This is a genomic window from Haemophilus parainfluenzae (assembly GCF_014931275.1).
Lineage (GTDB): Bacteria > Pseudomonadota > Gammaproteobacteria > Enterobacterales > Pasteurellaceae > Haemophilus_D.
On record NZ_CP063110.1, the window covers coordinates 1817529 to 1842793 of the forward strand.

Sequence of the window (25265 nt, forward strand, 5' to 3'; positions counted from 1 at the left end):
CCAAATACCTAGGACTGTCTCTTCTATTTTAAGGCAATATGTACCGTAATCTCTTCGCGATCGTGATACAAATGCTTCGCCTGAATATCAAATTCCAGTTCTTTTTCTGCCAACATCACTGCAAGATTTTCAAGGCACAACATCACTTCTTGATAACGTTTTTTCATTGGCAATTTCAAGTTGAAAATGGTTTCTCGGCACCAACCGTTAATCAGCCATTTTCCGATTAAATTGGCTATGCGGCTTGGTTGTTCCACCATATCACACACAAGCCAATCGATATGCTTACGTTTTGGCGGTTGAAATTTAAATCCGTCTTCAGGACAATGCTCAATTCTGCCAGTATCATGCAAACTGGCCGCCATTTTGCCGTGATCAACTGCATATACAAATAAACCACGTTTCACTAATTGATAGGTCCACCCGCCAGGGCATGCACCGAGATCAACGCCAACCATATTTTCATTTAAGCGTTTACTTTCTTCATTTCGAGGAATAAAGGTTAAAATCGCTTCTTCCAATTTTAAAGTTGAACGGCTTGGCGCATCCGCTGGGAATTTCAAACGTGGTATCCCCATAAAATGGGTTGAGTTATTGCCAAGATAGGAATACCCTACATAGCAGCAATTCGGCTGAGTGAAAAAACAATGTAAAATCTGACCGCGCTTTGCATTCGGCTTACCTTGTAACCAACCTTGTTTTTTTAACGCTTGGCGTAACGGCACGGTAAATTTTCGGCAAAATGTCGAAAGCTCTTTGGCTTCATTGGTATCAGATGTTTCAACAAATAATTCTACCGCTTGCTTAAGATTAATGTCTTCTGCAATGCGTTTATATTGAGCAAGAATTGGTGAGATACGATCTTGAGGATCGAGATTCTCTAAGAGATCTGACACAACGATCATTTGACGCGCAAAAATCAAACGATTAAAAGGGATTTCTCGCGCTAGACGATCCGCATCGCCTGGTTGATAGCATTCAAAAATGACATAGCCACTGTTTTCTACTACGCGAGCAAAACCAAATACACCACGTTCAGAGGCTCGGTCGGTAATTTCTGCAGCGACTTCTTTTTCAAAGCCAATTCGACAATATAAGGCTAATTTATTCATGTTTTCCTAATTTAATTGAATCTTTAATCCATGTTCTAAAGGCTTGAATTTGTTCATCATCTAAACGATCTAAATGATTGACCACATAGAATGATTTTGGATCCCGCAATTCGGCTGGTAACACAATTTGCAAATGACCGTTTTCAATTTCTTGCTGAGCCAAAATACGATTCGCTAGCGCAATACCCTGCCCATGAACGGCAGCTTGCAATGCCATAAAGGTATGGCTAAATAACGGGCCTTGCTGAATATTCAAATCATCTAATTTGAGATAATCCGCCATCGCTTGCCAGTTATCTCGAGTATGCGTATGAATCAGCGTATGCTTTTTCAAATCATCAGGACAACGAACTGGTATTTTCTCAAGCAATGAAGGCGCAGCCAAAATCACGAGGTTTTCTTCACCTAAACGATCAACCTGTAAATTTTCCCAATCGCCTTTGCCATAATAAATGGCAATATCAATTTCTTTATTCAATAAACCTTCATCTTGATCGACGCCCTTCAAGCGTACTTCAATTTCAGGATGTTGCTTATTAAAATCACTCAAATGTGGCACAAGCCATTGAATACCAAAGGTTTGTGGCACGCTAATTGCCAAATGTGGTTCAGCTTTAAGCGTTAATAAACGTTCAGTCGCTTCATTCAATTTTCGTAAAACTTTATTAATATCAACAAAGTAGGCTTTCCCAAATTCCGTCAATTCGAGCGAACGATTTTTACGTATAAAAAGCTCGACACCTAAAAAATCTTCTAATAATTTTATTTGATGGCTCACTGCAGCTTGTGTCACAAAAAGTTCATCCGCTGCTTTTGTGAAGCTCAAATGTCGTGCAGCAGATTCGAAAGACTTCAATGAATTAAGGGGAGGCAAACGTTTATACATAATTCTTCCCAATGGCTAATTTTTAGTTTATAATGGTTAAGATTTATATCGGATTAGTTTTTTTTATGCATCAAATAAAAAAACATCATTTGTCCTTTCACGACCTTCTACCTACAATACACCCATACTTAATGATTGGTAATTCCTTACAAGTTAATGAGTTTCAGACTTAAGTATGATGTTGTGTTTGCATATAGTTCGGTTCTCCGAACTGGAGTAACAATTAAGTTACTCATTTACTTCCTGTATATATTAAACCATTCTGGTTAAGCGCTGCTCATTTCGAGCGGCGTTTTTTTATTCCTGTCATTCTAGCATAAGCAAAATTTTATTTCCTAACCGAGTTCACAAATTTGAAAATCCACACAAAATTTTTGAAAAATCACAATATTTTTACGCTTAAATGTTTTCATGCTCCCCATTATGGTGTAGATTAATCAGCATTTTCATTCATAATTTATTTATACAAAAACGTATTAAGGAAGCAAAATGAAAGACTTAGACTGGAACAACCTTGGATTTAGTTATATCAAAACAGATTACCGTTTCATCGCACATTGGAAAGATGGAAAATGGGATGAAGGTAAACTGACCACTGATAATATGTTACATATCCACGAAGGCTCAACTGCAATTCACTACGGTCAACAATGCTTTGAAGGCTTAAAAGCCTATCGTTGTAAAGACGGTTCAATTAACTTATTCCGTCCTGATCAAAATGCAAAACGCATGCAACACACATCTGATCGCTTATTAATGCCACAAGTACCAACCGAATTATTTATCCGTGCTTGTAAAGAAGTGGTAAAAGCCAACCAAGAATGGTTAGGCCCTTACGGTTCTGGTGCAACGTTATATTTACGTCCTTTCCTATTTGGTACTGGTGAAAATATCGGTGTGAAAACTGCACCTGAATTTATTTTCTCTGTATTCTGCTGCCCAGTGGGTGCATACTTCAAAGGTGGTTTAGCACCATCTAACTTCATTACTACTGATTACGACCGTGCAGCCCCTATGGGTACGGGTGGCGTAAAAGTGGGTGGTAACTATGCTGCAAGCTTACTTCCACATGAATTAGCGGCAGAAGCTGGCACACCAGAGCGTAAATTTGCAGATGCGATCTATCTCGATCCAAAAACACATACTAAAATTGAAGAAGTAGGTGCGGCAAACTTCTTTGGTATCACCAAAGATAATAAATTTATCACCCCAGCATCTGAATCCATTTTACCAAGTATCACCAAATACTCTTTGCTTTACATTGCAAAAGAGCGTTTAGGTATGGAAGCTATCGAAGGTGATGTGTATATCGATCAACTTGATCAATTTGCAGAAGCGGGAGCTTGTGGTACTGCCGCTGTGATTACGCCAGTAGGCGGTATTCAACACAAAGGTAAATTCCACGTGTTCTATTCAGAAACTGAAGTGGGCCCTGTTACACGTAAACTTTACAATGAATTAACCGGTATTCAATTCGGTGATGTTGAAGCGCCTGAAGGCTGGATTGTAAAAGTAGAATAATCTCTTCCTTTCTATAAAAAAGTGAGACTCACGTAATTTAAGGACTGAGTTCTGTCATCTACAGAGCTTAGTCCTTTTAGTTTTACGCGTAGAGATATCCCTTATTAATAATATTTTGACTCAACAAAAAACTCTTCAAAATTGACCGCACTTTTCCCCTTTTCTTGTGTGCCTATCGTTCAAATTATGATCTTCATCACAGTTTTATTTAAACAGAACGATTAGAATAAAATTGTCCATTTTTTCAAACAAATAAGGAAGAAAATGATGACTCCCTCAGAGCTTATAGGCGAAGGAATTAATCTGATGTTTTCAGGGATGGGTTTTGTGTTGGTCTTTTTGCTCATTTTAATTTGGGCAATTGGAGTGATGTCTAAGCTTATCAATCGATTCTTTCCTGAACCTCAACCCGAACCAAAAACTTCCCCAAATTCAACCGCACTTTCTGCGGCACCAACTGACGATTTTGAGCGTTTACGTCCTGTGATTGCAGCGGCTATCGCACACCATCGCCGTACCCAACAGTTCAAATAACATAAGGATTTTACTATGACTAAAAAAATTAAAATGACAGAACTGGTGCTTCGTGATGCCCACCAATCACTTTTCGCAACTCGCTTGCGTCTTGATGATATGTTGCCAATTGCCCATGAATTAGACGATATTGGTTATTGGTCATTGGAAGCTTGGGGCGGTGCAACATTTGATAGCTGTATTCGCTTCTTGGGTGAAGATCCATGGGTACGTTTGCGTGAATTGAAAAAAGCCTGTCCAAAAACCCCATTACAAATGTTATTACGTGGTCAGAACCTATTAGGCTATCGTCACTATGCTGATGACGTGGTAGAACGTTTCGTAGAACGTTGTGTAGCGAATGGTATGGATGTTTTCCGCGTATTCGATGCGCTCAATGATCCGCGTAATATGAAAGCAGCGTTGCAAGCAGTACGTAAATTTGGTGGTCATGCTCAAGGGACATTAAGTTATACCACAAGCCCAGTTCATACCATGCAAACCTGGCTCGACACCACAGAACAATTACTTGAAATCGGTATCGACAGTTTGGTCATCAAAGACATGTCCGGTATTTTAAATCCAATGGCAGCGGCAGACTTAGTACGCGAAATCAAAAAACGTTTCGACGTAGAATTGCATTTACACTGCCACTCTACCACTGGTATGGCAGAAATGGCGTTATTAAAAGCGGTTGAAGCTGGTGTAGATGGTATTGATACGGCGATTTCTTCTATGTCAGGTACTTATGGCCACCCAGCGACAGAATCCATGGTCGCCACCTTACAAGGCACTGAATATGACACAGGTTTAGATATTCCTCGCTTGGAAAAAATTGCTGCCTATTTCCGTAATGTACGTAAAAAATACGCTAAATTTGAAGGTCAATTACGCGGTGTCGATAGCCGTATTTTAGTGGCACAAGTGCCAGGCGGCATGCTCACTAACTTGGAAAACCAATTAAAACAACAAAATGCGTCCGATAAATTAGATTTGGTGTTAGAAGAAATTCCTCGTGTGCGCAAAGATTTGGGTTATATTCCACTCGTTACACCAACCTCTCAAATTGTTGGTACACAGTCTGTTATTAACGTACTTACTGGCGAACGCTACAAAACTATCGCCAAAGAAACTGCCGGTATTTTAAAAGGTGAATACGGTAAAACGCCTGCACCGGTAGATAGTGCGTTGCAAGCTCGCGTACTAGAAGGTGCTGCGCCAGTAACTGACCGTCCTGCCGATCACATTGCACCTGAAATGGCGAAAATTGAAGCTGAAGTTGCTGAACAAGCTAAAGCGAAAGGCGTGAAATTGGCAGACAACGCCGTAGATGATGCTTTAATCGTAGCGCTCTTCCCTCAAATCGCATGGAAATTCTTAGAAAACCGCAACAACCCTGCCGCCTTTGAACCAGCCCCAACCGGCAATGAAAGTGCGGTGGAAAATAAACCAGTTTCTAAAGCTGCACCAACTGCTTCTGGCTCTGCTGTTTATACCGTGGAATTGGAAGGTAAAGCTTTTGTGGTGAAAGTAAGCGAAGGTGGCGATATCTCTCATGTCGCGACTACTGCTCAGCAAGCCGCGCCACAAGCGACTCCTGCTCCAGCAACGGGTGGTACACCAGTAACAGCGCCGATGGCGGGTAATATTTGGAAAGTTGTTGCAACAGAAGGTCAAACCGTAGCAGCTGGCGATGTATTATTCATTCTCGAAGCCATGAAAATGGAAACCGAAGTGAAAGCTGCACAGGCTGGTACCGTACGCGGCATTTGCGTCAAAGCTGGTGATGCTGTCGCGGTAGGTGATACCGTGATGACCTTAGCATAAGGAATGGTTTATGGAGAGTATTATTGCGTTAATTAAAGGGATGGGCATATTCCATCTGCAATGGGGGCAAGCAGTAATGATCGCTGTGAGCCTGCTGTTGCTGTGGCTTGCCATTTCGCGCAAATTTGAACCTTTGCTGTTGCTACCAATTGGTTTCGGAGGATTATTGTCAAATATCCCTGAAGCAGGGCTAGCCATGACAGCATTAGAGAATTTGCTTCATCTCGGCTCACCAGAGCAAATTGCGGTAATCGCTACACAGCTGGGAGTTTCCCCTGATCTTGCTGCGATTAAAACAGCGATGACTTCCGCGCCAATATCCATGATAAATCAATTAGAAGCGTTATCTGTGGATATGGGTTATAGCGCCGGTATTTTGGCTTTGTTCTATAAAGTTGCGATTGGATACGGCATTGCTCCATTGGTTATTTTTATGGGCGTGGGTGCTATGACAGACTTTGGTCCGTTATTAGCCAATCCAAAAACATTGCTACTTGGTGCGGCTGCACAATTCGGTATTTTTGCTACCGTGCTCGGTGCGTTAGCCTTAAATTATTTCGGTATTATCGAATTTACGCTACCTCAAGCCGCGTCTATCGGTATTATCGGTGGTGCGGATGGTCCGACTGCGATTTATCTAACCAGTAAGCTAGCGCCTGAATTGCTTGGTGCTATTGCGGTGGCGGCTTATTCTTATATGGCGTTAGTGCCGTTGATTCAACCACCGATTATGAAAGCGTTAACTACCGAAGAGGAACGCAAAATTCGCATGACACAGATGCGACATGTGAGTAATCGTGAAAAAGTCTTGTTCCCGGTGATTTTGCTGTTGCTCGTTGGTTTACTCCTACCGGATGCAGCCCCATTACTCGGGATGTTCTGTTTCGGTAATCTCATGCGCGTCAGCGGCGTAGTAGAACGTTTAAGTGACACCACACAAAATGCCTTGATTAACATTGTAACCATTGTGCTTGGCTTGTCTGTGGGATCTAAACTTATCGCCGATAAATTCTTACAACCGCAAACGTTAGGCATTTTAATTCTTGGTGTAATTGCTTTCGGAATCGGTACAGGTAGCGGCGTATTAATGGCAAAATTGATGAATAAATTCAGCAAAAACAAAATTAACCCGCTTATTGGTTCTGCTGGTGTATCTGCCGTTCCTATGGCAGCTCGTGTTTCTAACAAAATCGGATTGGAAGCGGATAACCAAAACTTCCTCCTTATGCACGCGATGGGGCCGAACGTTGCTGGTGTAATTGGCTCGGCTATTGCCGCTGGGGTCATGTTAAAATATGTCGGTACATTGATGTAAGGTGAAAGATGCTGAAAAACACCTAAATGAGGTTTATTAAAATAACAAAAAGAGCGGTCAAATTGACCGCTCTTTTATTTATGACGATTTTCTTTACTTAACTAAACTCATCGCTAAGTTCTTCGCACCTTTGAAATCTACTTTACCACTTCCGAGCATCGGGATTTCATCCACTAAGAAGATTTGGCTTGGGAGCATAATCGGCGGTACATTTAATCCTTTAATGCGTTCATTAATCTCGTCTAAAGAAAGTGCAGACTTGATTAAAAGTACAATGCCCTCGCCTTTTTTATCATCGCTCAGGGCAACGGCTACAAATTGATTTTCCTCATCAAATACTTGTGAAAGTTTCTCTTCCACGCTACCTAGACTGATCATTTCACCGCCGACTTTAGCAAATCGAGAATAACGATCCACAATGGTAATAAAGCCGTTATGATCGATATGGCCTTTATCGCCAGTTTTGTAATAACGTACACCGTCAATTTCAACAATCACTTCTGCTGTTTTTTCTGGTGCATTCAAATAACCTTTCATAACTTGTCCACCGCCAATCAAGATCAAACCGTCTTCGCCGACTGGTAATTCTTGCAAGCTTTCTGGATCCACAATTTTAATAATGGTGCCCGGTAATGGCATACCTACCGTACCAGCTTGATTGAAGGTAAATTCTTGTAAGGTTTCCGGATCAAGTAAATTAGGCATATTGACACTAGCTACCGGTGCTGTTTCAGTTGCGCCATAACCTTCGTAAATTTCCAAGCCAAATTTAAGTTTGAAGGCTTCTTTTACATCCGCTTTCAATTTTTCGGCGCCCGCAATAACCATACGTACATTTTGTAGCATTAACGGATGGAATTTCTTATTGCGTACATACAATCTAAAGAAAGTTGAAGTACCAAATAAAATACTCACCCGATGTCGAGCACACATTTTTCCTACTGTCGCCCCATCTGTCGGATCCGCTACACTTACCATTTTAATGCCTTCACACAATGGCAATAAAGTTGTCACTGTTAAGCCGAATGAGTGGAAAATTGGTAAGGAATTCAAAATCACATCATCTTTGTGGAAGTTTAATAATTCACCGATCTGTTTAATATTTGTCAGTAAGTTTTTATGGCTTAATTCAATGCCTTTTGGATCACCTTCACTACCACTACTGAATAAGATGGTTGCATTATCTTCCAAGCTTACGTCTGCAAAGTAACGTAATTTAATCCACCATTGTGGCGCCAAAAACGCAGTTAAAAATGACCGCACTTTATTCGCTTTAGTGATCGATTTCCCTAAATTTTCCATAAAGAGGGCTTTATCAGCCACCACTTGGCTAAAGTCAAAACCTTTTGCGTTCAACTTATCCAAGAATTTTTCAGAGGTAATGACTTGCGAAATGTTGGCTTTTTTCAACGCTTTTTCCATCACTTCTGGGCTTAGTGTGTAGTTTAAATTTACCGGTACTTTGCCCATCACCATTAGGGTCATATTAATAATTGCCCCGATTGATGAACTTGGTAATAACACACCGACATTTTTTTCATTCCCTAAAGCAACTTTCAAGGTTTTCACAAACATTAGCACCGCAGCAATAAATTTCAGGTTATTCAGTTTAGCGCCTTGTGCATCAACGGTTGCTTCTTTGAATAAATTCGATTTTGCTGAACTCAACCAATGATGCATCAGCGGTTTACGTTTACTCATGACTTTTTCCCATACAGAGAAAGAAAGTTCGAGTACTTTTTGCTTCATCGCTGTCGCATCAATAAAGCCATGAATGGGTTTACCAAATGCCACTAAAATTTCACGTTTACCTTGACGTTTAGTTAAATTCTTATAGAAAGAGTCCGCACGAGAGAAGCTACTGCCCCATAATCCACGTAAATAGAAAGGAACAGTCGTCACATTCTCTAAATCTTTTAATACATGCTCAAAGCCTTTTTGGAACTCATTGATTTGACCGTTATAGCTGATATGACCCTCTGGGAATAAAGCCACCACTTCACCACGCGCTAAATATTCACGAATGGTTTCAATAGATTCTCGGCTTGAACCGCCACCAATTGGGATCACTTTGAAAATACGGAAGAACCAAGTGAGATACCATTTGTTGTAAATCGGACGATACATCACAAATTTAATCGCACGAGGGCTAGCCGCTTGTAACACCAACCAGTCAATCCAGCTAATATGGTTACCTAATAATAGAACTCCACCACTTTGTGGAAGATTTTTTAAGCCATCCACATGAAAACGGTAATTCGCTTTTAACGCAAAGAGCAAGAATAAACGCGTAAATAAATGAGGCACTTTCGACATGGTATATAAACTTGCCGCAAAACATGTAGCAGAAGTCACTAAGAATAAACCTTGAGTCGAAACATTAAGTTGCACAAAAACAATGCTTAATAGCAAAAAGACCACCATGAACACGTTTTGTACAAAGTTGTTACCTGCCATGATTTTGCCGCTGATTTTCTCAGGTGCGAAATACTGAATAGTCGCATTCAATGGCACGATCAATAAACCGCCAGAGAAACCAAAGACAAAAGAACAAAGTGCTAATACCACCCCGCTTTGGGCTAGGGTTAAGAAGAATAACGACACACAAATACCCAATGCACCAAGCGGAACAATACCTAACTCAATATGCAAACGAGAAGCACGACCAGCAAGATATGAACCAAGCGCAAGCCCTATTCCACTCACCGCAAGAATCGCTTGAATAACAATGGCATTATCTTCATTGAACATCGCTTTATAATGCGCAGGGAATGCCGCCACAATAATTTGTGACACGCCCCAAAATAGGCTTAATCCAATGACACTCAACCAAATATTTTGATCTGCTTTTAATGTTCGAACGTTATCTTTTAAATACCCTAAAGAAAGGTATTTTCTCATATCAAACTGACCATCTGTATTTTCAGCTTCTTGCTTAAAGAATGGGATTTTAAAAGCAAAATAGGCTTCTAGTGCACTCAGTAATACTAACGCCACACCAATCACCCAAACACTTTGTAATACTTCATTCGGATCATCTGATGCCACATAATGCGCTTCAAAGAAGAAAGAAAATGCAAAAGAACTAAATAGAATGGCCACAATGGTGAGCGCTTGAATCACACCGTTTGCCATACCGATATTTTCAGTGCCCACAATCGATTTAATAATGCTATATTTGGCAGGAGAATAGACCGCACTTTGCGCTGCCAAAATCAATGTCAGTACAAAGGAAATGGCAAACATACCCGTCATATAACTCAATAAAATCCCAGCACTGATCACCACAGCCGCCAAACTGCTATAGCGAATCACATTGGTGCGAGAAAATTTATCGTTAATAAATGCCGAAGGCGAAAATAAGAAAATAAATGGCAATAAAATCATGGCATTAATTAATGCCGTTAAAACAACCAAACTCTCACCTGAAAAACTTTTCAGCAACACATTTTGAATGGTAATTTTATGTGCCAAATCCACACTGGCATTAATAAAGGCAATGGCTAAATACGGTACAAAGCCAGCATATTTTAAGAGTTTCATTTCGCACTCTCCGCTTGATAAAGATTAAAGGTTTTCATATTCAAGAGATAAGGTTTTAACACCAACAATAAATCAAATAAATGTTTTAATTTTTCATCTTTTTGTTCGCTATTGGCTAATGCCGCTAAAGTCACATTCACCTCTTTTTCTGCTAACATTTTTGCTGCAGCTAAATAAGCTTTCACTACATCCATTTCGGCTTCATCACAACGAGCCAAGATCGCCAAAATATCACGTTCTTTTGCTGTAAAAATGCCTTCACGAGGATTCAATAATCCTTCCGCTACCATGTCTTCGATTTGTTTAGCGGAAAGATGAAATTCTTCACATAATTGCTCAATGGTGAACACTTCATTTTCTGCCCCCATGATGATATCCAATAATCCAATAAGGCTTTCATAAGGATTATTCCAATCAAAATGAGGATGAGCAAAAAGTGCTTTAATTTGTGAAATCGTCGCATTGAAATTGCTTTGTAGATATTTAATAAAACTGAGCAACTCTACACAATATTCATCATAGAGATGAAAATTCGGTTTATCTTTTACTGGTTCTGGCAACAAACCTTCTTTCACATAGTACAACACCGTGGATTTTGGTGTCTGACTAAGCTTAACCAAATCATTCATTTTTAACATAAGGATTTCCCTCTAGGTTGATTTGTTGTGTATTGTATCGTATAAAAATAAAAAGTAAATAGTGTTACTCTACACTTTTATTAAATTTAATAAAAAAAGTTGTTCACCACATCATGAACAACTTTCTTAATCAGCTTTAGCTTTCAACTTTTCGCCATAGATCCTTACTGTAAATGACGCCCACTGGATTTTTCTTCGCTCCCATAATAGTTGGAGAAAGATAAACTGGCGTGGTGTATTGGAAAAGCGGTAAAGCAAGGTTTTCCTGTTGGATCTTCTCACTTAATTTTAAGTAAATTTCTGACCGCTCTTTTTCATTTAAGCTTTTCAATGCTTGCTCAAAAAGTTGGTCATATTCCGCATTGGCATAGCCATTTTTATTATCGGGACTTTTAGAATAGAACAAACTCAAGAATGCCATCGGATGATTAAAGTCCGCACACCAGCCTGAACGAATGACTTGGAAATCACCTTTTTGACGTTTAGCCTGTAATGTTTGCCAACTGACTGGTTGTGCATCCACACGCAACATATCTGATTGCGTTAATTGTCCTACTAAACGTTGCGCGATATTTACATGCAATGGCGTCTCATCATAAAGCACATTTAAGTGTAGCGGATGTCTTTCATTAATTTTATTTTGAGCCAATAGCTGCTCGGCAACAACGGGTTCCCATCTTGAATCTTGTCCATTTAACATGGCTTTCGGTAAAAAATACGAACTCGGAATTGCCGCGGGAATCTCATTATTCACGATATTGGTGACAGAGACCAACGAAGCAATCGCCTTGCGCACATCGGCCTTAGCAACTTTAGAATCGTTGAGATTAAACTCATAAAAATAACTACAAAGCTGTGGGAAATGTTGAAGGTCTGCGTGTACTTCTGGTACATCAACCACCACATCAAAGTCAGATAATTTAGTGGCGATAAAAGGCAAATATTCTACACGCTCAAAAGCCACATTATTTTTCTGCCAATAATAGGGATTTTTAGTTAAGTGTATGCTTTTCACACTTTCGCTTTCGATCATATAAGCCCCGTTTGTCACTGGGGAATCAGGATCGCGATATTGAGGCACAAGGCTGATATGCGCCAACATTTCCGGTAAATAAGGCGTTACTTTATCGAGCTCAATGCGTAAAGTGCGGTCATTTTCCGCATAAATTCCTAAGCTCCTAAAAGGTTTATTTTTCTCTAAAACGCCTTTCGCATTTTTTAGGTTGAGATAAGCCAAATAAGATCTTAATGAACTATTTGATTGAGACAGTGCTTGCCAAGAAAGCATGACATCTTGGGCAACTAAAGGATCACCATTTGACCAACGAAGCCCTTCACGCAAGGTAAAGATCCAGGTTTTGTTGTCTTTCGTTTCCCAACTTTCTGCGATACCCGGCACGATTCTCCCTTCCGGATCATAAGCGGTTAAACCTTCATACAAATCACGTAATAAGTTCTCTTGTTCGGGATAACGAGCAAACCAAGGCTCAAAAGAAGGGGGATGAGTAAACGCCCGAGTCAGTAAAGTACGGTTCGGTTTTGAAGTATTCTCTTGTTTGATAGACTGGCTTTGTGTTGGTTGCTCTTCCGTTGCCGTATTTGTAGATTTAGGACTGTTTAATTTATCACAACCACTCAATCCAAAAACGATACCGAAAATGACCGCACTTTTAAGCCAAGTAAGGAAAGAATTATCCATTTTTAACGTCTTCTGTTTTAATCCAAAAGAAAAAGAACCAATATTTTACCGCAATTAAAATGGCAATAATCGTTCGACCCACAATGCTTGGGGTAAAGTAAAAGCCAATTAAAAGCATGGTGGTTGAAAACGTTAGAATAGAAATTTTTGCTTTTTTCGTCAATGCACGACGTTCATTAAAGGATTTTAGGTGCTTTTGATAAAGCTTCGTCCCTAAAAACCATTGCTCTAAACGAGAAGAACCTTTCGCAAAAGAATAAAGTGTAAGCAGTAAAAAAGGTGTGGTCGGAAGAATAGGTAAAAAAATACCAATAACACCTAATATTAAAGAAATGCATCCAAGAGCAACATACATAGCCTTGGTTAAAGAAGTTTTTGGGAAAAACTTAAGTGAAACAACACCTACAACGATCGCAAGAGCAATGATGCCAGAAAAAATGATAATAGAAAAAAAGGAAGTGCCGTCCATCATAAATCCTAAATAAAAGTGATACGCAATTATCACTGATTTTTTAGATTTTTCAACCTTGATATTATAGAATTTGCCGCAATTTATTAAAGAAACTATTAGCAAAAGGAATATTTATGTCTAATCCATTACTTCATATTGAAGGCTTACCTCCGTTTTCTCAAATCAAACCGGAGCATATTCAACCAGCAATCCAAAAACTCATCGAAGAAAATCGTCAAGCCATTGAACAAGTTTTAAAACAACCGCACTTTACTTGGGAAAACTTTATTGAACCGCTTTCTGAAGCAGGCGAACACTTAAGTCGTGCTTGGTCACCGATCTCCCATTTAAATTCAGTTAAAAACAGCCCTGAATTACGTGATGCGTACCAAGCTTGCTTACCACTACTCTCTGAATACAGTACTTGGGTAGGCCAACACGAAGGGTTATACAATGCCTATTTATCCTTAAAAAATAGCCCTGAATTTGCGACTTATTCCGTCGCACAAAAGAAAGCCATTGAAAATGCACTACGTGATTTTGAGCTTTCAGGTATCGGTTTATCCGAAGAAAAACAAAAACGTTATGGTGAGATTGTTGCTCGCTTATCTGAATTAAGCTCACAATTTAGCAATAATGTGCTCGATGCCACTATGGGCTGGGAAAAAGTCATTGAAGATGAAAGTGAATTAGCAGGTCTTCCTGAATCTGCATTACTTGCGGCAAAACAATCTGCCGAAAGTAAAGGCTTAAAAGGCTATCGCTTTACGTTAGAAATCCCAAGTTATTTGCCAATCATGACCTATTGTGAAAATGCAGCACTACGCGAAGAAATGTATCGTGCTTATGCGACTCGCGCTTCAGATCAAGGTCCAAATGCCGATAAATGGGATAACACCGCGATTATTGAAGAAATCATGACGTTACGCGTGGAATTAGCTAAATTGCTAGGTTTCAATACATACACTGAACGTTCACTTGCCACTAAAATGGCTGAAAATCCACAACAAGTTCTAGATTTCTTAAATAACCTTGCGGATCGTTCAAAAGCACAAGGTGAGAAAGAATTAGCTGAACTCAAAGCTTATTGTGAAAAAGAATTTGGCGTCACTGAACTAGCGCCTTGGGATATCAGTTTCTATTCCGAAAAACAAAAACAACATTTATATGCGATCAATGATGAAGAACTTCGTCCTTATTTCCCTGAAGATCGCGTTATTTCGGGTTTATTTGAATTAATTAAGCGTATTTTTAATATTCGTGCAGTTGAACGTTTTGGTGTAGATACTTGGCACAAAGATGTACGTTTCTTTGATTTAATTGATGAAACCGATGAAGTACGTGGCAGTTTCTATCTTGATCTTTATGCGCGTGAAAATAAACGTGGCGGCGCATGGATGGATGATTGTATCGGCAGAAAACGCAATGCCGACGGTTCAATTCAAAAACCGGTTGCCTATTTAACATGTAACTTCAACGCCCCTATTGGTGATAAACCTGCGTTATTCACCCATGATGAAGTCACCACTCTCTTCCATGAATTTGGTCATGGTATTCATCACATGCTCACCAAAGTTGATGTGCCAGATGTCGCGGGTATCAATGGTGTACCTTGGGATGCAGTAGAGCTTCCAAGTCAATTTATGGAAAACTGGTGCTGGGAAAAAGAAGCCCTTGATTTTATTTCGGGTCACTTTGAAACGCACGAACCATTGCCAGAAGAAAAATTAAATCAACTTCTGAAAGCGAAAAACTATCAAGCGGCAATGTTTGTGTTACGTCAGCTTGAATTTGGCTTGTTTGATTTTACCCTTCATCATACTTTTGAAGTGGGTAAAGCTAACCAAGTGCTTGATACCTTAAAAGCAGTGAAAGATAAAGTTGCCGTGATTAAAGGTGTTGAATGGGCAAGAGCGCCACATAGCTTTAGCCATATTTTTGCTGGCGGTTACGCAGCAGGTTATTACAGCTATTTATGGGCTGAAGTGTTATCTGCTGATGCCTTCTCTCGCTTTGAAGAAGAAGGAATTTTCAATCCGGTTACGGGTAAATCCTTCCTAGATGAAATTCTCACTCGAGGCGGCTCTGAAGAACCAATGGTATTATTCAAACGCTTCCGTGGACGTGAACCTCAATTAGACGCCTTGCTTCGCCATAAAGGCATTGCGAACTAATAACTAAAAAAGAGCGGTCAAATTTTTGACCGTTTTTTTATTTTTCTAATATGCAGAAAATAAAAAAGCCCTCGGTAATCCGAAGGCTTTTATTTTTACTATCGTAATAAAAATTAGCGACGTAAACCTAAACGAGCGATAGTGCTTTGGTATAAAGCAAGATCAGTACGTTTTAAGTAGTCTAAAAGTTTACGACGACGAGAAACCATACGTAATAAACCACGACGACCATGATGGTCTTTTTTGTGCTCAGCAAAGTGAGCTTGTAAGTGGTTGATTTGTGCAGTTAATAATGCGATTTGAACTTCAGAAGAACCAGTATCTTTCGCATCGCGACCAAATTCAGCAACGATTGCTGCTTTTTTTTCAGTACTTAGAGACATTTTTTACTCCTAAAAGGTAGTGTTATTAATACATCATTCGCCGATCTCTAACTCAGCGATGACAAGGAGCCTGAATTTTAACGATTGAGCAGGATAAAGGCAAGCTTTATTCTACTCATTCCTTAATAAATTAATCTTTCAGCGCTTTAATTTTCTCAATTACGTTTGTGGTTGAACAACCATTTTCGAAATTCAATACGCGAACATCGCCGCCATTCGCCCACACTTCTTTACTGCCTGCAATCTCTTCTGGTTTGTAATCGCCACCTTTTACCAATAAATCCGGTAAAATATCGCCGATTAAACGTTGTGGTGTATCTTCATCAAAAGAAACCACCCAATCCACAGAGGCTAAGCCTGCCAATACTGCCATACGTGCATTCAGATTGTTAATTGGACGACTTTCACCTTTTAAGCGTTTGACTGAATCATCCGTATTCACGGCAACAATTAAACGATCGCCAAGTTTGCGAGCATTTTCTAAATAAGACACATGGCCAGGGTGAAGAATGTCAAAACAACCGTTTGTCATCACAATTTTTTCACCGCGCGCTTTAGCATGAGCTACCGCTGTTTTTAATTGGTCTTCAGACATAATACCGAAGCCTGTTTCAGAACGGCCATGGATTGCATTCTCTAATTCCACAGTAGAAACCGTTGATGTACCCAATTTACCGACCACAATACCTGCCGCCACATTAGCTAAATAGCAAGATTCTTCAAAAGAACGACCATCTGCAAGTGAAGTTGCTAACACGCTGATTACCGTATCACCTGCCCCTGTTACATCAAATACTTCTTTTGCAAGCGTTGGTAAATGGAATGGTTCTTGATTTGGACGAAGTAATGTCATGCCTTTTTCAGAGCGCGTCACTAAAAGTGCGGTCAATTCGATGTCTGAAATTAATTTTAAACCTTTCTCAATGATTTCTTCTTCAGAACTGCATTTACCTACCACCGCTTCAAACTCTGACATATTTGGTGTCAGTAAAGTCGCACCACGATAACGTTCAAAATCTGTACCTTTTGGATCGATCAACACAGGCACGTTCGCTTTGCGTGCAATTTGGATCATCTTTTGCACATCTTTTAACGTGCCTTTACCGTAATCCGAAAGCACTAATGCACCGAAATTTTTCACTTCAACTTCTAATTTCGCTAGCAACTCTTGGCATTCTACGTTTTGGAAATCTTCTTCGAAATCCAAACGAAGTAATTGCTGGTGGCGAGATAAAATACGTAATTTCGTAATAGTTGGATGGGTATCCAATGCCACAAAATTACAATCAATTTTTTGGTGCTGTAATAAATTCGTTAAGGCAGAACCTGTTTCATCCTGACCAATTAAGCCCAAAATTTGTACGGGTACATTAAGAGAAGCAATATTCATCGCCACGTTTGCTGCACCACCTGCTCGTTCTTCGTTATTTTGTACGCGAACCACAGGAACCGGTGCCTCTGGCGAAATACGATTAGTTGCACCAAACCAGTAACGGTCAAGCATGACATCGCCTAACACTAATACTTTCGCTTGATTAAAATTGGCAGAATATTGAGCCATTTTGAAATCTCTCTGTTGGAATAATAAAAATTTGGTGCAATTTTACCACAACTCAAATTTGCGATAAACTACACGCCGAACTAACCAGAAAAGAATTATGAAAAACGAAAAACTCCCTCAATTTCAACCGCACTTTCTTGCACCTAAATACTGGGGCTTTTGGCTTGGTGTGGCGATTTGGCGAAGCCTTTTGTTACTTCCCTATCCAATTTTACGTCACATCGGCAACGGCTTAGGCTGGCTTTTCTCAAAACTAAAAGTGGGAAAACGTCGTGCAGCGATTGCTCGCCGAAATCTTGAGCTCTGTTTCCCAGAAATGCCCGAGCAAGAACGTGAAGCCATTTTGCAAGAAAACTTGCGTGCTGTTGGTATGGCGATTATTGAAACCGGCATGGCGTGGTTTTGGTCTGATGCGCGCATTAAAAAATGGTCAAAAATTGAAGGCTTAAATTATTTAAAAGAAAATGCTCAAGACGGCATTATCTTTGTGGGTGTTCATTTCCTCACTCTTGAGTTAGGCGCGCGTATTGTGGGCTTACATCATCCTGGAATAGGTGTTTATCGTCCAAATGACAATCCTGTACTAGACTGGTTACAAATTAAAGGTCGCTTACGTTCAAATAAAGATATGCTGAACCGAAAAGATCTACGTGGAATGTTCAAAGCTTTACGCAAAGGTGAAACCATTTGGTATGCCCCTGATCATGATTACGGCAGAAAAAATGCCGTATTTGTACCTTTCTTTGCTGTACAAGAAGCGGCAACCACGACGGGCAGTTATTATCTACTTAAATCCGCGCCAAATTGCAAAGTCGTACCTTTTGCCCCATTACGTAATAAAGACGGTTCAGGCTATACGGTCAGTATTTCTCCTCCAGTGGATTTTTCTGATCTTTCAGATGAAACGGCGATCGCTACAAGAATGAATAAAGTCGTGGAAAAAGAAATCTTAAAAGGTGTGGAACAATACATGTGGCTACATCGCCGATTTAAAACCCGTCCAACTGAGGATCAGCCAAGTTTGTATTTGTAAAAAGATGGTTCTACTAAAAAAATCTGAAAAGGCTAGATGCTATAAAGAATCTAGCCTTTTATTTTATATTAAAATAGGCTATTATTTTTTTGGAAAAAACTCCTTACCTAATAACCAGAGATATCGATCAATTTTTTTTAAGTTAAATCTCTCGAATTTATAATATCTTTGAAAATCTAACAAAATCCCTTTAAATTTTCTGTAATTTTTTAAATCTTTCTTTTTAAACGATGAAAACTTATCTACCTTATTAAAATAGAGGAGAACTCTCTCCACATAGCTATCATAAATTGGGAAAGCAATTGGATTATGATGACTACAATATTTAGTCGCAAAAGAATAAAAATACCTTTTGTCATCACCAATTTTTACGTTTCCTAATTCACAAACTAATTTTATGTCACCTGCCTTTAAACGTTTATCTAGATCTTTAATACTTAAAATACGTTTTGCCACAGGATAAATAGCAAATATTCTTGTGCTATAAAAATCATTTAAATATGATGCCTTTAATAAAATATCAGCTATTTCAGAATTTCCAGGTAATAACTCTAGAAAAAGTTTATTTAATGCCTCTTCTTGTGAAGTATAACCTTCAAGATTTTTCCATTTATTTAGATATTTATTAACTTCTGAAAAACAGGGTTTAGGAGGTAAAGACTTTTCCACATTTTCTCCAATACTTGATATTTATTTAAATATGGGAACACCAAAACGAATAAGTAATATTTCTTTCTATATACACTTGCCATTCCACAATAAAAATAATAAACACCGCATGTATTACACACGGTGTTATTTATAAAGTCAGTCAATCGTAAATCCAACTTATTATATGCTATACCGAATTTTACAATTTGGTAATGCACTTTGAAGTTGATTACACTCATCACTATCAGGTTCTATGCTGTAGTAATCAAAATTCTTAGTATCTTCTAAATAAAGGGTGCTTAAATTAGGCAAAGACGCTAATTTAGCTAATAATTGAATATCTACTTTATTACCAGAAAGGTCTAATTCTTTAATACTAGAGAATGAAATTATCAAATCTATTACATCTTCTTTTACAGACTCATCCCAATCTCTGAATGAAAGTGATGATACATTAAGGTTTTTTAATGCAGCAAGATTACTAATATCCTCATAAGTACCAACATGTAGATTAATTACACAATTTGGTAATTTATCACCTAATGCGGCTAACATACTACACTCATCAGCACTCCAATCCCCCGAATATGGTAAAGAAAGAGTTCTTAAATTAGTCAACGAGGATAATTTTTCTAGAGCATCTCCAGAAACACTATTAGTAGTAAGATCCAGTTCTTTTAGTTGAGGAATTTGAGCAAGCAAATCAATTTCCTCCGAACCAAAACCGCCACCCCAACCATGGAACGATAATGAAGACAATTGCTTAATATGTGACAATTTAGGCAACTCTCTAATATTATACACATTATCCGGAATGACAAATTTATGAGTTATTCCAGGTTCAAAATTACCATCTGAGAAATGCACACCTACAATATAATCTTTCAAATAGAAAGCGATTGCACCATTTCTGTCATAAAGATCTAGTTCTGTAGAAATTTCCTGACTTAAATCATCATATTCAGGAGTTAGGCCATAGTCTTCATCAAGAAATTCATCTTTAATATTCCATAACACAATATATTTTAGTGTATCTGATAATCCACACCACCATTCCCAATCCTCATCAGAAATATACTCTGTAGTATCAGTATCTGAGATAAGTTCTTCTGGGAATTTATCCTCTGCGAGTTTTGTAGTTTCTCTACGGGTATCAACGCCGTTGATGAAATTAATTAATCGATGGCCAAAATAACGAGTATTCCATTCGTCAGAATATTCAAAACCAAGATCTTCAGAAATTTCTCTTAACATGTTTCGTGTTTTTCTGTCACGGCATCTGATAGTAACGGTATAATCTTCAGCAGATTCAATAATTAAATCTTTATAAATTGCAGAATTTCTAATTTTTTTAGACATAATTACCTCTATCTTACCAAAGTTTTAAAACAACTTGACCAAAAGCAACTAGAATAGGGTTACCACTTAGTTCATAAGTAGTATTATAGTTTGCTGAAATTTTAGGCTTAATCTTATTCCCTTCTGTCACCCAAATATCACTTTGTTTTGCTCCGACTTTAGGTTTTAGCTCACGTCCATCATATATCCAAATATCACTTTGGTTTGCTCCAACTTTAGGTTTTAGCTCACGTCCATCATATATCCAAATATCACTTTGGTTTGCTCCAACTTTAGGTTTTAACTCACGTCCATCATAAGACCATTTACTTGATAATTCAATTTTTGGCATGTTTTACTCCGATTCCTTATGTTAAATGTTAATTAAAAATATTTTTATCAGTGTTTGTTTAGTTGGTATGTCAATACCAACTAAAAGAAGTATACTTCTTGGAATAAAATATAATTAAAACAATTGGTTACGCACTTAATTATATTTTGAATTAATTGCTCTATTATTCGACTAACTCAGCGAGTTCTGCCTATAAAATTTTGTAAAAATACTATTATTGAGGGCTGGTAAATCTATCAATAATTCGAGTTTAAAAAATATCTAAAATCCCTCTTGATCTTTATATAATTAAATATATAATGTATCTCGTTTTAGATAGTAAACTTGTGTTATGACAGACACTCTACTGGCTAGTGCATTCCCCCCACTCCTTTTGCACTAGTCATTTTTTTTGAAATCTCTTACCATATCTCACCCTTTTCTTTTTTTCTTAGAAATCATGAACAATCTAGAACTTGAACGTTTACTAAACGAAAAACTTAGCACAGACAGAATTAACGATTACGCACCTAACGGTTTGCAAGTAGAAGGCAAAGCGGAGATCAAAAAGATCATCACGGGTGTCACCGCAAGCCAAGCACTAATTGATTATGCTGTTGCACAACAAGCTGATGCGGTACTTGTCCACCATGGCTATTTTTGGAAAAGTGAAAATCCATGTATTCGCGGCATGAAAGGCAAACGCATCAAAACCTTACTTGTAAATGATATTAATTTATACGGCTACCACTTGCCTCTGGATGTTCACCCAGAATTAGGCAACAATGCAAAACTTGCTCAGTTATTAGGGATTGGCGATCTTCAACCTTTAGAAAATAGCACAACCAGCATTCCTGTTTGGGGAACATTAAAAGATCCTATTACCGCTGAAGAGTTTGCACAACGTATTGAACAAGTGCTTCAACGCAAACCGTTAATTTGCATCGAAAATGGACCGCACTTAATCCATAAAATTGGCATTTGTACCGGTGGCGGACAAGGCTATATTGATTTAGCTGCAGCACAAGGTTGTGATGCCTTTATTACCGGTGAGGTTTCGGAGCAAACAATTCACTCTGCTCGTGAGCAAGGTATTCATTTCTTTGCGGCTGGTCATCATGCGACTGAACGCTACGGTATCAAAGCATTAGGTGAATGGTTGGCAACGGAATATGGTCTGGATGTAGAATTTAAAGATATTGATAATCCGGCCTAACTGGTACAAAGTGTGATTAATTGCCAAAAGCATACAAAACAAGTATAATCTTGTCGATTTTTTAACTCAAACATAGGAAAAAATATGGGTTTCTTAACTGGTAAACGTATTTTAGTAACAGGTCTTGCAAGCAACCGTTCTATCGCTTACGGGATTGCAAAAGCAATGAAAGAACAAGGCGCTGAACTTGCTTTCACTTATTTAAACGATAAATTACAACCACGCGTAGAAGAATTTGCAAAAGAATTTGGTTCTGACATCGTATTACCTTTAGACGTAGCGACCGATGAAAGCATCCAAAACTGCTTTGCTGAATTAAGCAAACGTTGGGAAAAATTTGATGGTTTCGTACACGCTATCGCATTCGCACCAGGCGACCAATTAGATGGTGATTACGTAAACGCAGCAACTCGTGAAGGCTACCGTATCGCTCACGATATCAGTGCATTCAGCTTCGTTGCTATGGCACAAGCAGCACGTCCTTACTTAAATCCAAATGCAGCATTATTAACCCTTTCTTACTTAGGTGCAGAGCGCGCGATTCCTAACTACAACGTCATGTGTTTAGCGAAAGCGTCTCTTGAAGCGGCAACTCGCGTAATGGCGGCTGATTTAGGTAAAGAAGGTATTCGTGTGAATGCGATCTCTGCTGGTCCTATCCGTACCTTAGCAGCATCAGGTATTAAAAACCTCAAGAAAATGCTTTCTGCATTTGAGAAAACCGCAGCGTTACGCCGCACTGTTACTATCGAAGATGTGGGTAACTCTGCAGCATTCTTATGCTCTGATTTAGCATCTGGTATTACCGGTGAAATCGTTCACGTCGATGCAGGTTTCAGCATCACTGCAATGGGCGAATTAGGCGAAGAATAATTTTTCGTACAATCTATTTTTAGGCAGGCTTTTCAGTCTGCCTTTTCTCTTTTTTTAAATATAACTATGTTCCAAGATAATCCACTACTCGCACAACTTAAGCAACAAATCCACGATAGCAAAGAACACGTTGAAGGCGTGGTAAAAAGTACTGATAAAGCTTATGGTTTTTTAGAGTGCGATAAAAAAAGCTACTTTATTGCCCCCCCTGCAATGAAAAAAGTGATGCATGGTGACAAAATCAAAGCCACCATTGAAAAGCAAGGCGATAAAGAGCAAGCTGAACCTGAAGAATTAATTGAGCCAATGCTCACGCGCTTTATTGCCAAAGTGCGGTTCAATAAAGACAAGAAATTGCAAGTTTTGGTTGATCATCCAAGTATCAACCAACCCATTGGTGCGCAACAAGCCAAATCCGTCAAAGAAGAATTACAAGAAGACGACTGGGTTGTCGCAAATTTGAAAACGCACCCATTACGTGATGATCGCTTTTTCTATGCCACCATCAATCAATTTATTTGCCGTGCTGATGATGAATTAGCCCCTTGGTGGGTCACATTGGCTCGTCATGAACAATCTCGTCATCCTGTGCAAGGTGCAGAGAGTTATGAAATGTTAGATCAACAAACACGTGAAGATCTGACCGCACTTCATTTTGTCACCATTGACTCTGAAAGCACTCAGGATATGGACGATGCCCTTTACATCGAACCTGTCGAGCAAAATGGTACGCAAACCGGCTGGCGATTAGTCGTTGCCATTGCGGATCCAACAGCTTACATTGCATTAGATTCACAAATTGAAAAAGACGCTAAACAGCGTTGTTTCACCAATTATTTGCCTGGCTTCAACATTCCTATGTTGCCTCGTGAATTATCTGATGAATTATGTTCATTAATGGCAAATGAAACTCGTCCTGCATTAGTGTGTTACATTGAAACGGATCTTGCAGGTAACATCACGGCTAAACCGAATTTTGTGTCTGCTTATGTGCAATCTAAAGCGAAATTAGTCTATAACAAGATCTCAGATTATTTAGAACAAGTACCGGATGCATGGCAACCGGAAACACCAAAAATTGCACAGCAAATTGATTGGTTACATCAATTTACTAAAGCACGTATTCAATGGCGTAAAACGCATTCTCTTTTATTTAAAGAGAAACCGGATTACTCCTTTATTCTCGCTGAAAATGGCAAAGTGAAAGAAATTAAAGCGGAATATCGTCGTATTGCAAATCAAATCGTGGAAGAATCCATGATTATTGCTAATATCTGTGCGGCTCAATTCTTAGCTGAACAAGCGCAAACCGGTATTTTTAATACACACTCTGGGTTTGATAAGAAATTCTTAGAAAACGCACATAATTTCTTAATGGCAAATTTAGCTAATGAAGAAAATCAAGCCGAGCTTGCTGAACGCTATTCGGTAGAAAATTTGGCAACCTTAAAGGGTTATTGCCAAATGCGTCATGATATTGAACCGATTGAAGGTGACTATTTAGAATTCCGTTTACGTCGTTATTTAACCTTTGCGGAATTTAAATCAGAACTTGCTCCACATTTTGGGCTTGGATTAGAAGGTTATGCAACTTGGACATCGCCTATCCGTAAATATTCCGATATGGTGAACCATCGTTTAATTAAAGCCGTGCTCACACAGCAAGCTTGTGAAAAACCACAAGATGAAGTCCTTGCTCGCTTACAAGAAGCCCGTCGTCAAAATCGCTTGGTTGAACGTGATATTGCAGACTGGTTATATTGTCGCTATCTTGCTGATAAAGTCGCAGAAAATGCTGAATTTGATGCAGAAGTGCAAGATGTGATGCGTGGTGGTTTACGTGTCCAATTATTGGAAAATGGCGCATCTATGTTCGTACCGGCCTCCACATTGCATCCAAATAAAGATGAAATGCAAGTGAATGCTGATGAATTGGCACTGTATATTCAAGGGGAACGCCGTTACAAAATCGGTGATTTAGTGAAAGTGAAACTTACCGAGGTTCGAGAAGAAACTCGCAGTATTATCGGTCAGTTAATCATTTAATGACCACCTCCCTTCTAACACTAGAAATACCGCTCGTTACACAATGAGCGGTATTTTTTCTAGCGCCGAAGTTGTGACAATATTTTATAGATGGTATCAAATAAAGGAATTTTGGAGATATATTGAAGATATTCAATATCTAGGAGAGGTATAT

20 protein-coding genes are annotated in these 25265 nt (G+C 38.9%); 9 read left to right on the forward strand and 11 right to left on the reverse strand.

Features of this window, described 5'->3' with window-relative positions; all coding sequences use genetic code 11:
- Window positions 1-23 precede the first annotated feature (23 nt).
- Together rlmM and INQ00_RS08790 are read right to left on the reverse strand one after the other, a co-directional pair.
- Complete coding sequence (gene rlmM, locus INQ00_RS08785; protein ID WP_197546813.1) at window positions 24-1112, reverse strand: 23S rRNA (cytidine(2498)-2'-O)-methyltransferase RlmM; 1089 nt, start codon at window positions 1110-1112, stop codon at window positions 24-26.
- Window positions 1105-1998, reverse strand: coding sequence for a transcriptional regulator GcvA (locus INQ00_RS08790; RefSeq protein ID WP_197546814.1), 894 nt, complete (start codon window positions 1996-1998; stop codon window positions 1105-1107). The genes rlmM and INQ00_RS08790 overlap by 8 nt, the downstream gene beginning before the upstream one ends.
- Before the next feature lie 489 nt (window positions 1999-2487).
- On the opposite strand from INQ00_RS08790, the gene INQ00_RS08795 reads away from it, so the two are divergent.
- The 4 genes from INQ00_RS08795 to INQ00_RS08810 all read left to right on the forward strand — a co-directional run bounded on the left by INQ00_RS08795 (window position 2488) and on the right by INQ00_RS08810 (window position 7174).
- Window positions 2488-3519, forward strand: a complete 1032-nt coding sequence (locus INQ00_RS08795) for a branched-chain amino acid aminotransferase (RefSeq protein WP_197546815.1) — start codon at window positions 2488-2490, stop codon at window positions 3517-3519.
- Window positions 3520-3786: 267 nt separating this feature from the next.
- Window positions 3787-4053, forward strand: a complete 267-nt coding sequence (locus INQ00_RS08800; protein WP_054418730.1) for an oxaloacetate decarboxylase subunit gamma — start codon at window positions 3787-3789, stop codon at window positions 4051-4053.
- Window positions 4054-4068: 15 nt separating this feature from the next.
- Window positions 4069-5859: a sodium-extruding oxaloacetate decarboxylase subunit alpha gene (gene oadA, locus INQ00_RS08805; protein WP_197546816.1), complete on the forward strand. Its 1791-nt coding sequence runs from the start codon at window positions 4069-4071 to the stop codon at window positions 5857-5859.
- 10 nt (window positions 5860-5869) lie between these two features.
- A complete protein-coding gene (locus tag INQ00_RS08810) occupies window positions 5870-7174 on the forward strand; it encodes a sodium ion-translocating decarboxylase subunit beta (RefSeq protein ID WP_197546817.1) in 1305 nt (434 codons plus the stop codon).
- A 93-nt stretch (window positions 7175-7267) separates the two neighbouring features.
- On the opposite strand, the gene INQ00_RS08815 is transcribed toward INQ00_RS08810, so the two are convergent.
- The 4 genes from INQ00_RS08815 to INQ00_RS08830 all read right to left on the reverse strand — a co-directional run bounded on the left by INQ00_RS08815 (window position 7268) and on the right by INQ00_RS08830 (window position 13409).
- Window positions 7268-10717 carry an acyl-[ACP]--phospholipid O-acyltransferase gene (locus INQ00_RS08815; protein WP_197546818.1) on the reverse strand — a complete coding sequence of 1150 codons (3450 nt, stop codon included), beginning with the start codon at window positions 10715-10717 and terminating at the stop codon, window positions 7268-7270.
- Window positions 10714-11355, reverse strand: a complete 642-nt coding sequence (locus tag INQ00_RS08820; protein ID WP_070592345.1) for a MerR family transcriptional regulator — start codon at window positions 11353-11355, stop codon at window positions 10714-10716. Before INQ00_RS08820 ends, INQ00_RS08815 begins: the two co-directional genes overlap by 4 nt.
- A 136-nt stretch (window positions 11356-11491) precedes the next feature.
- Entirely contained in the window at window positions 11492-13054 is a 1563-nt protein-coding gene (locus tag INQ00_RS08825; RefSeq protein WP_197546819.1) for a peptide ABC transporter substrate-binding protein, read from the reverse strand.
- On the reverse strand, window positions 13047-13409 hold the full coding sequence (locus INQ00_RS08830) for a YbaN family protein (protein WP_232086624.1): 363 nt from the start codon (window positions 13407-13409) through the stop codon (window positions 13047-13049). Before INQ00_RS08830 ends, INQ00_RS08825 begins: the two co-directional genes overlap by 8 nt.
- A 230-nt stretch (window positions 13410-13639) precedes the next feature.
- Between INQ00_RS08830 and prlC the strand changes: the two genes are divergently transcribed.
- Window positions 13640-15679 carry an oligopeptidase A gene (gene prlC, locus INQ00_RS08835; protein WP_197546820.1) on the forward strand — a complete coding sequence of 680 codons (2040 nt, stop codon included), beginning with the start codon at window positions 13640-13642 and terminating at the stop codon, window positions 15677-15679.
- 113 nt (window positions 15680-15792) lie between these two features.
- On the opposite strand, the gene rpsO is transcribed toward prlC, so the two are convergent.
- Entirely contained in the window at window positions 15793-16062 is a 270-nt protein-coding gene (gene rpsO, locus INQ00_RS08840) for a 30S ribosomal protein S15 (protein WP_005628925.1), read from the reverse strand.
- A 130-nt stretch (window positions 16063-16192) separates the two neighbouring features.
- Window positions 16193-17623 carry a bifunctional D-glycero-beta-D-manno-heptose-7-phosphate kinase/D-glycero-beta-D-manno-heptose 1-phosphate adenylyltransferase HldE gene (hldE, locus tag INQ00_RS08845; protein ID WP_197546821.1) on the reverse strand — a complete coding sequence of 477 codons (1431 nt, stop codon included), beginning with the start codon at window positions 17621-17623 and terminating at the stop codon, window positions 16193-16195.
- A 97-nt stretch (window positions 17624-17720) separates the two neighbouring features.
- On the opposite strand from hldE, the gene INQ00_RS08850 reads away from it, so the two are divergent.
- Entirely contained in the window at window positions 17721-18656 is a 936-nt protein-coding gene (locus INQ00_RS08850; RefSeq protein WP_197546822.1) for a Kdo(2)-lipid IV(A) acyltransferase, read from the forward strand.
- Window positions 18657-18737: 81 nt separating this feature from the next.
- On the opposite strand, the gene dag1 is transcribed toward INQ00_RS08850, so the two are convergent.
- The 3 genes from dag1 to INQ00_RS08865 all read right to left on the reverse strand — a co-directional run bounded on the left by dag1 (window position 18738) and on the right by INQ00_RS08865 (window position 20997).
- The gene (gene dag1, locus INQ00_RS08855) at window positions 18738-19325 is read right to left on the reverse strand and encodes a Dag1 family anti-phage DNA glycosylase (RefSeq protein WP_197546823.1); all 588 of its coding nucleotides are present in this window, start codon (window positions 19323-19325) and stop codon (window positions 18738-18740) included.
- Window positions 19326-19487: 162 nt separating this feature from the next.
- The gene (locus INQ00_RS08860) at window positions 19488-20666 is read right to left on the reverse strand and encodes a leucine-rich repeat domain-containing protein (protein WP_075875295.1); all 1179 of its coding nucleotides are present in this window, start codon (window positions 20664-20666) and stop codon (window positions 19488-19490) included.
- 13 nt (window positions 20667-20679) lie between these two features.
- Window positions 20680-20997 (reverse strand): hypothetical protein, encoded by a 318-nt coding sequence (locus INQ00_RS08865; protein ID WP_197546824.1) that lies wholly within the window; start codon window positions 20995-20997, stop codon window positions 20680-20682.
- Between the two features lie 439 nt (window positions 20998-21436).
- On the opposite strand from INQ00_RS08865, the gene INQ00_RS08870 reads away from it, so the two are divergent.
- The 3 genes from INQ00_RS08870 to rnb all read left to right on the forward strand — a co-directional run bounded on the left by INQ00_RS08870 (window position 21437) and on the right by rnb (window position 25111).
- On the forward strand, window positions 21437-22192 hold the full coding sequence (locus tag INQ00_RS08870; protein ID WP_197546825.1) for a Nif3-like dinuclear metal center hexameric protein: 756 nt from the start codon (window positions 21437-21439) through the stop codon (window positions 22190-22192).
- An 84-nt stretch (window positions 22193-22276) separates the two neighbouring features.
- Complete coding sequence (locus INQ00_RS08875; protein WP_049365990.1) at window positions 22277-23065, forward strand: SDR family oxidoreductase; 789 nt, start codon at window positions 22277-22279, stop codon at window positions 23063-23065.
- Between the two features lie 66 nt (window positions 23066-23131).
- Window positions 23132-25111, forward strand: a complete 1980-nt coding sequence (gene rnb / locus INQ00_RS08880; RefSeq protein ID WP_197546826.1) for an exoribonuclease II — start codon at window positions 23132-23134, stop codon at window positions 25109-25111.
- Window positions 25112-25265: the final 154 nt, after the last annotated feature.

Excerpts from the sequence above, each read along its gene's own strand:
- rlmM (WP_197546813.1), bottom strand. The coding sequence starts at position 1,112 with ATGAATAAATTAGCCTTATATTGTCGAATTGGCTTTGAAAAAGAAGTC.
- INQ00_RS08790 (WP_197546814.1), bottom strand. The coding sequence starts at position 1,998 with ATGTATAAACGTTTGCCTCCCCTTAATTCATTGAAGTCTTTCGAATCT.
- INQ00_RS08795 (WP_197546815.1), top strand. The coding sequence starts at position 2,488 with ATGAAAGACTTAGACTGGAACAACCTTGGATTTAGTTATATCAAAACA.
- INQ00_RS08800 (WP_054418730.1), top strand. The coding sequence starts at position 3,787 with ATGACTCCCTCAGAGCTTATAGGCGAAGGAATTAATCTGATGTTTTCA.
- oadA (WP_197546816.1), top strand. The coding sequence starts at position 4,069 with ATGACTAAAAAAATTAAAATGACAGAACTGGTGCTTCGTGATGCCCAC.
- INQ00_RS08810 (WP_197546817.1), top strand. The coding sequence starts at position 5,870 with ATGGAGAGTATTATTGCGTTAATTAAAGGGATGGGCATATTCCATCTG.
- INQ00_RS08815 (WP_197546818.1), bottom strand. The coding sequence starts at position 10,717 with ATGAAACTCTTAAAATATGCTGGCTTTGTACCGTATTTAGCCATTGCC.
- INQ00_RS08820 (WP_070592345.1), bottom strand. The coding sequence starts at position 11,355 with ATGTTAAAAATGAATGATTTGGTTAAGCTTAGTCAGACACCAAAATCC.
- INQ00_RS08825 (WP_197546819.1), bottom strand. The coding sequence starts at position 13,054 with ATGGATAATTCTTTCCTTACTTGGCTTAAAAGTGCGGTCATTTTCGGT.
- INQ00_RS08830 (WP_232086624.1), bottom strand. The coding sequence starts at position 13,409 with ATGTATGTTGCTCTTGGATGCATTTCTTTAATATTAGGTGTTATTGGT.
- prlC (WP_197546820.1), top strand. The coding sequence starts at position 13,640 with ATGTCTAATCCATTACTTCATATTGAAGGCTTACCTCCGTTTTCTCAA.
- rpsO (WP_005628925.1), bottom strand. The coding sequence starts at position 16,062 with ATGTCTCTAAGTACTGAAAAAAAAGCAGCAATCGTTGCTGAATTTGGT.
- hldE (WP_197546821.1), bottom strand. The coding sequence starts at position 17,623 with ATGGCTCAATATTCTGCCAATTTTAATCAAGCGAAAGTATTAGTGTTA.
- INQ00_RS08850 (WP_197546822.1), top strand. The coding sequence starts at position 17,721 with ATGAAAAACGAAAAACTCCCTCAATTTCAACCGCACTTTCTTGCACCT.
- INQ00_RS08860 (WP_075875295.1), bottom strand. The coding sequence starts at position 20,666 with ATGTCTAAAAAAATTAGAAATTCTGCAATTTATAAAGATTTAATTATT.
- INQ00_RS08865 (WP_197546824.1), bottom strand. The coding sequence starts at position 20,997 with ATGCCAAAAATTGAATTATCAAGTAAATGGTCTTATGATGGACGTGAG.
- INQ00_RS08870 (WP_197546825.1), top strand. The coding sequence starts at position 21,437 with ATGAACAATCTAGAACTTGAACGTTTACTAAACGAAAAACTTAGCACA.
- INQ00_RS08875 (WP_049365990.1), top strand. The coding sequence starts at position 22,277 with ATGGGTTTCTTAACTGGTAAACGTATTTTAGTAACAGGTCTTGCAAGC.
- rnb (WP_197546826.1), top strand. The coding sequence starts at position 23,132 with ATGTTCCAAGATAATCCACTACTCGCACAACTTAAGCAACAAATCCAC.